This window comes from Paraburkholderia atlantica, from assembly GCF_009362785.1.
GTDB classification, from domain to species: Bacteria; Pseudomonadota; Gammaproteobacteria; order Burkholderiales; family Burkholderiaceae; genus Paraburkholderia; species Paraburkholderia atlantica.
This window is the reverse complement of sequence record NZ_WHNQ01000119.1, coordinates 1-4,910: the sequence shown is the minus strand read 5'-3', so window position 1 is coordinate 4,910 and position 4,910 is coordinate 1. Positions and strand designations below refer to the sequence as shown.

The 4,910-nt window shown below is 59.9% G+C and carries 2 protein-coding genes and 4 pseudogenes; 3 read left to right on the top strand and 3 right to left on the bottom strand.

The window, feature by feature from the left end; translation table 11 throughout:
* Nucleotides 1-20: 20 nt before the first annotated feature.
* Nucleotides 21-299 (top strand): annotated as a pseudogene (locus GCT19_RS44190) (IS6 family transposase); the annotation flags it as partial.
* A 21-nt stretch (nt 300-320) separates the two neighbouring features.
* Here GCT19_RS44190 and GCT19_RS40880 read toward each other — a convergent pair.
* Nucleotides 321-435, bottom strand: a pseudogene (locus GCT19_RS40880) (IS6 family transposase); the annotation flags it as partial.
* A gap of 940 nt (nt 436-1,375) precedes the next feature.
* Here GCT19_RS40880 and GCT19_RS40875 point away from each other — a divergent pair.
* Both GCT19_RS40875 and GCT19_RS40870 read left to right on the top strand, forming a co-directional pair.
* Nucleotides 1,376-1,996, top strand: coding sequence for a carbonic anhydrase (locus GCT19_RS40875; protein WP_026229228.1), 621 nt, complete (start codon nt 1,376-1,378; stop codon nt 1,994-1,996).
* Between the two features lie 102 nt (nt 1,997-2,098).
* Nucleotides 2,099-3,628 (top strand): SulP family inorganic anion transporter, encoded by a 1,530-nt coding sequence (locus GCT19_RS40870; protein WP_051106822.1) that lies wholly within the window; start codon nt 2,099-2,101, stop codon nt 3,626-3,628.
* Nucleotides 3,629-3,740: 112 nt separating this feature from the next.
* Here the strand turns inward: GCT19_RS40870 and GCT19_RS44185 are convergent.
* Nucleotides 3,741-4,017 (bottom strand): annotated as a pseudogene (locus GCT19_RS44185) (integrase); the annotation flags it as partial.
* 230 nt (nt 4,018-4,247) lie between these two features.
* Nucleotides 4,248-4,890 (bottom strand): annotated as a pseudogene (locus GCT19_RS40860) (DDE-type integrase/transposase/recombinase); the annotation flags it as partial.
* Between the last annotated feature and the right edge of the window lie 20 nt (nt 4,891-4,910).

Genomic DNA, 4,910 nt, shown 5'->3' with positions numbered 1-4,910 from the left:
GCTGGGCGGGTCGGTGAGGTTTTCGGGGCAGCCTGAGCCTTCTGGACGTCGACGAGGTGTGGCTCGAACGGGGTGTCGCGGTCACTATGAGACGATCCGCTGATGGCGCGAGAAGTTTGGCGCTCGATTCGCCCAGCGCGCCAAAGCAGCGCTGCCCAAGCCGGGCAGAGGGCATCCGGACGGGATGTTCGTGACGCTGCGCGGCAAGCGGTATCTGTTGCGCGGAGCACGGCGCTGAACTCGACGTGCTGGTGCAAAATCGGCGCGATAAGGCCGCAGCAAAGCGCTTCTTCCGGAAGGGGTCGATCGGGCTCGGAATGAGCGTGCCTCGATGTCGCGCAGGCTGAGCTGAAACCGGAAGTACCACCGGACTGCGTGGCTGATGACCGCCACCGGAAAGCGGTGATCGTGGTAAAGCGACTTTGCATTCTTCATCCCACGACGTTACTCGACCATCCCGGCAACGTGACAGTGCCGACCAAGCGAGACTACTGAGAAGCAGGTCATCAAATTAATTTATGCCTGCGCAAGTCTTATTGAGGTCTGTTTTGCTATATCTGATCAATATATCTAAAGCGCAGTTGGTTTCCTAAGGCATTTGACGACACAATTGCGACACAATGACTCGCCTACAATATCCAGCAGACTTTCTGTTAAGGAAACCTTAATGACTGGACCAAATGCATCGAAATTCTCATCAAGCTCAACACCAACTGTTGGCGCACAACACTGTATGAGATCGCCATCATGGAGGAATCTTCTGCCGGGGCGAGGACAAATGGCAGTCGGCACGGCGTCCGTCGATCAAATTTTTTGCTGGCAAGGAATCTCGCGAAAACACTTTGGGCGCTAGCACAAGCTTCTGAGCCAGTCCTGTCGGCATCGGTGTTCTCAGCCCCCATCAAGGACCTCTTCAGTTGTAACACCCGGTTAGCAAGGAAACGCTGGAAATGAAACGCCTAGCGTGGGCGATCGGAGAGGACGCTCGAAATACCTTTCGGACGCTCATGCATACTGCCACGGGACGACCCCGCGCGGCCGAATGGCCGGCGCGTCGTCGTGATAGATAGATGCCAGGGGATATCAAGACCAGTCCATCGGATCACGGCAAGGCGCGGAGAACGTTTCCTGCGCAGTAGCCCGTCTCCAGCTCCAGAGCGGTCGCCCGCTGATTTTCCCTATGTGCGAGCACTCTCCTAGTGTATGCCGGCGGGGACGCGCGCACTGCTTAGGTTGATTGACGGGAGACGGCGAAGTCCGCGCTATGTATTGGCATCGTTCCGGTTTCTTTTTTTCGAGCGACCGGCCATTTTCTTGATAGAAGGCTATTCGCAAGCCTTGATCGAAGCCAACAACCTGATTGGAGTCTCGACTCGTGAATCTTCCAAAACGCATGCTCGTCGCCAATGTCGCGTGGGCCCAAGAAATGGGACGGCGCGAACCAAACTTGTTTCGCGCGCTAGCCATGGGGCAGAAACCGCAAGTGCTCTGGATTGGCTGCTCAGATAGCCGCGTACCCGCCGAAACCATCACCCACTGCGCGCCGGGGGATCTTTTCGTTCATCGCAACATCGCTAACCTTCTTCATCTCGACGACGACAACACCATGAGCGTGCTCGAATATGCTGTGTGTGAGCTGCGGGTCGCGCACATCATTGTCTGCGGGCACTACGGATGCGGGGGCGTGCGCGCCTCGCTACTTCCACCAGCCGACACCCTGCCGCACTTCAACCGCCGCATCAGGCCGCTTTGCGCACTCGCACACACGCATCACGCGGCGCTCGCTCGCCTGCCATCGGAAGAGGCACGCATCAACCGGCTCGTCGAACTTAATGTACTCGAACAGGTACGCCTGCTGCGCGAGCATCCGCTCGTGCGTGAGCGTGCACCCTCTCCCCTTGTGCACGGCTGGATCTTTTCACTGAACGACGGCCAGTTGCGCGAACTCGAGTCGGGCTTCGAGCCTGAAACAACGAAGGCAATCGCCCCCGTCTGACCCGTCTCTCCAGATCGCTCCGCTTACCTCGTTCACCAAAAAATCGCAGTCGCACAAATTTGGCGGCGGGATATCCACCCTTCACTATTTTTCGCTTCCATCATGACTTCGAGAGCTTTCCCGTCTGCGCTTCTACGTGACCTCGCTGCCGGCGCTGTAGTCTTTCTCGTCGCGCTGCCGTTGTGTCTCGGCATTGCAGAAGCCTCCGGCGCAGAGCCGCTAGCCGGGCTGGTGTCTGGCATCGTTGGTGGCATCGTCGTTGCTTTGCTCAGCGGATCGCCCCTCAGTGTGAGCGGCCCCGCCGCGGGCCTCGTCGTGATCGTCGTCGACGGCATCGGGCGTCTCGGTAGTTTCTCTGCATTCCTTATTGCATTGCTGCTCTCGGGTGTCATCCAGTTCGGCTTCGGCACGCTTCGGGCCGGCCAGCTCGCCTCGTATGTGCCCACACCCGTCATCAAGGGAATGCTCGCCGCCATCGGACTGCTGCTGATCGTCAAGCAGATTCCACTTGCAGTCGGTCTGACGTCGGGTCGCAACACCGAATCGTTGGCAGGCGCGCTTGCATCCATCTCGCCCATCGTCTGCACTGTCGCCGCCATCTCGCTCGCCATCCTTGCGGCCTGGGACACGCGTACATTGAGACGCTTCGCGCTAGTGCGGTTCGTGCCCGCGCCGCTTGTCGTCGTAGTTGCGGGCGTAAGCGCGACGCTGGTGTGCGGCGCGCTAGGCGCCACGCTCGCGTTGCCACCTGAGCACCGCGTAGCGTTGCCGGCCATCAAATCGTTCGCGGCGCTCGGCGACGCCTTGCATTTACCTGAGTTCGGGTTGAGCTTCGCGCGCCTTGAGGATCCGGAAATATGGATCGTCGCCTTGACGCTTGCCGTTGTCGCCAGTCTAGAAACGCTCCTGAGCCTCGAAGCCGTCGAGCAGATCGACCCGCAGCGTCGCGTCGCACCACCGAATCGCGAACTCAAAGCGCAAGGGGTCGGCAATATGGTGGCAGGTGTCATCGGGGGATTGCCCATCACATCCGTCATCGTCCGCAGTTCGGCCAACGTCCACGCCGGCGCGCGAAGCCGGCTCTCCGCAATCATGCACGGCGTGCTGCTCCTCGTCAGCATGTTCGCGCTCACGGATGCGATCAACCTGATTCCGCTCGCGAGTCTGGCGGCCATTCTCATTCAAACCGGCTACAAGCTCGCCAGACCGTCGCTGTTCATTACGCTCGCGAAACAGGGAGCGGCATCGTTCACTCCATTCATTGTAACGATCGCCGGGGTGCTCGCCATCGATCTGCTCACTGGAATTGTTCTCGGCGTGCTGTGCAGCGCCGCGCTCGCGTTGTGGGCGAATCTGCATCGGCCTATTGCCCTCGCGCGACACGACGACCATTTCCTGCTCTCGTTTCGCAAAGATGTGTCGTTTCTCGGCAAGGTGGCGCTCAAGGAGATGCTAGCGCATATCCCGGATCGGGCGACCCTCATCGTCGACACAACCCGCGCCGATTTCATCGACCACGACGTGCGCGAACTGCTAGACCGTTTCATTGCCGAGGCGCCACTGCGGTCGATCGCGGTGGAGGTGCGAGACGCCGCTACGGTGCTACCTTCTGCACCGCGCTCAAGTGTCTGACCGCACGCCAACAGTGGATGCGATCCATGACGAACGGGTCTAGCAGGCCCGATCGTCATTGCGAGAAAACTGGGACTAACGCGTCCAAAAGTTGCGATGGGAAGCGAATTTTCGCCAGCACGTAGCGCTGCTCGATCAGCCAGCGAAACAATACACGGGAACTGATAGTGCATAGGCGATGGAATTCGGCGACACCTCGCCTGTGAACGGCAGCCATTCGGGCTACGATCGCGGTCGTGCCGGCGCCCCCCCAAGGTGCGGGAAGTGGGATGGCGCAGAAGCGCACGATAACCGGTCGCATCCGCGCTCGCGCGCGAAGATAGCGCTTTACCGCGCTCGACGATCGCCCACAGCAGTAGTCGCCCGGCCTCCCGGCGATAGACGCGCTGAGGCGTTGTCACATTAAGATATTTAGTTCGCAGTAGTTCGCTGAACAGAGCTTTCCTCAGGAGCAGGACGGATTTTGGTTAAGCTCCGTAAAACGATGCTAGGTGGCAAAGCGCTCGCCGAGATGTTTTCGGTAGAGCGACGCACGCGGTAGCTGTCATTTGAGGGCGAAGGATTTTGTCAAGTTGACGGGAGTAGATTGCCTTTGTCGAAGGAAGCATAGTTATCCCTATCAGACGGCTTTCCCGGATGCGGTAGGGACGGTCCAGCCATGCCATGTGGCGAAACGTTCCTGGAGCACGGCACGATGATATGCGGCGTTCATCTGACGTCTGGGCAGCGCGAAATGCTGCCGAATCGGGCCGAAGCATGAGCGAAACGCCTGCGTGCCACGCCCATCACGAAACCCGCACATCTGGCGTTCGCGCCTGCCGGTCGGCTGGTGGATGGTTCTCGGCACGGTTGTTCAGGCGTGCAGCCGCTTTGACGAAAACGTGCTTCACATGCACGAGCTCGGGCATATCAGCCTTCGCCGCCCCATCGCTGCACAGGCGGTCGGTCGCGATCTTGCGCGGCAACGGATCTGAACGTGGCACATTCCGGAAGAAGCGCTTTGCTGCGGCCTTATCGCGCCGATTTTGCACCAGCACGTCGAGTTCAGCGCCGTGCTCCGCGCAACAGATACCGCTTGCCGCGCAGCGTCACGAACATCCCGTCCGGATGCCCTCTGCCCGGCTTGGGCAGCGCTGCTTTGGCGCGCTGGGCGAATCGAGCGCCAAACTTCTCGCGCCATCAGCGGATCGTCTCATAGTGACCGCGACACCCCGTTCGAGCCACACCTCGTCGACGTCCAGAAGGCTCAGGCTGCCCCGAAAACCTCACCGACCCGCCCAGC

Bases quoted from the DNA above. Each gene is read 5' to 3' on its own strand.
- GCT19_RS40870 (WP_051106822.1), top strand. From the start codon at position 2,099: ATGACTTCGAGAGCTTTCCCGTCTGCGCTTCTACGTGACCTCGCTGCC.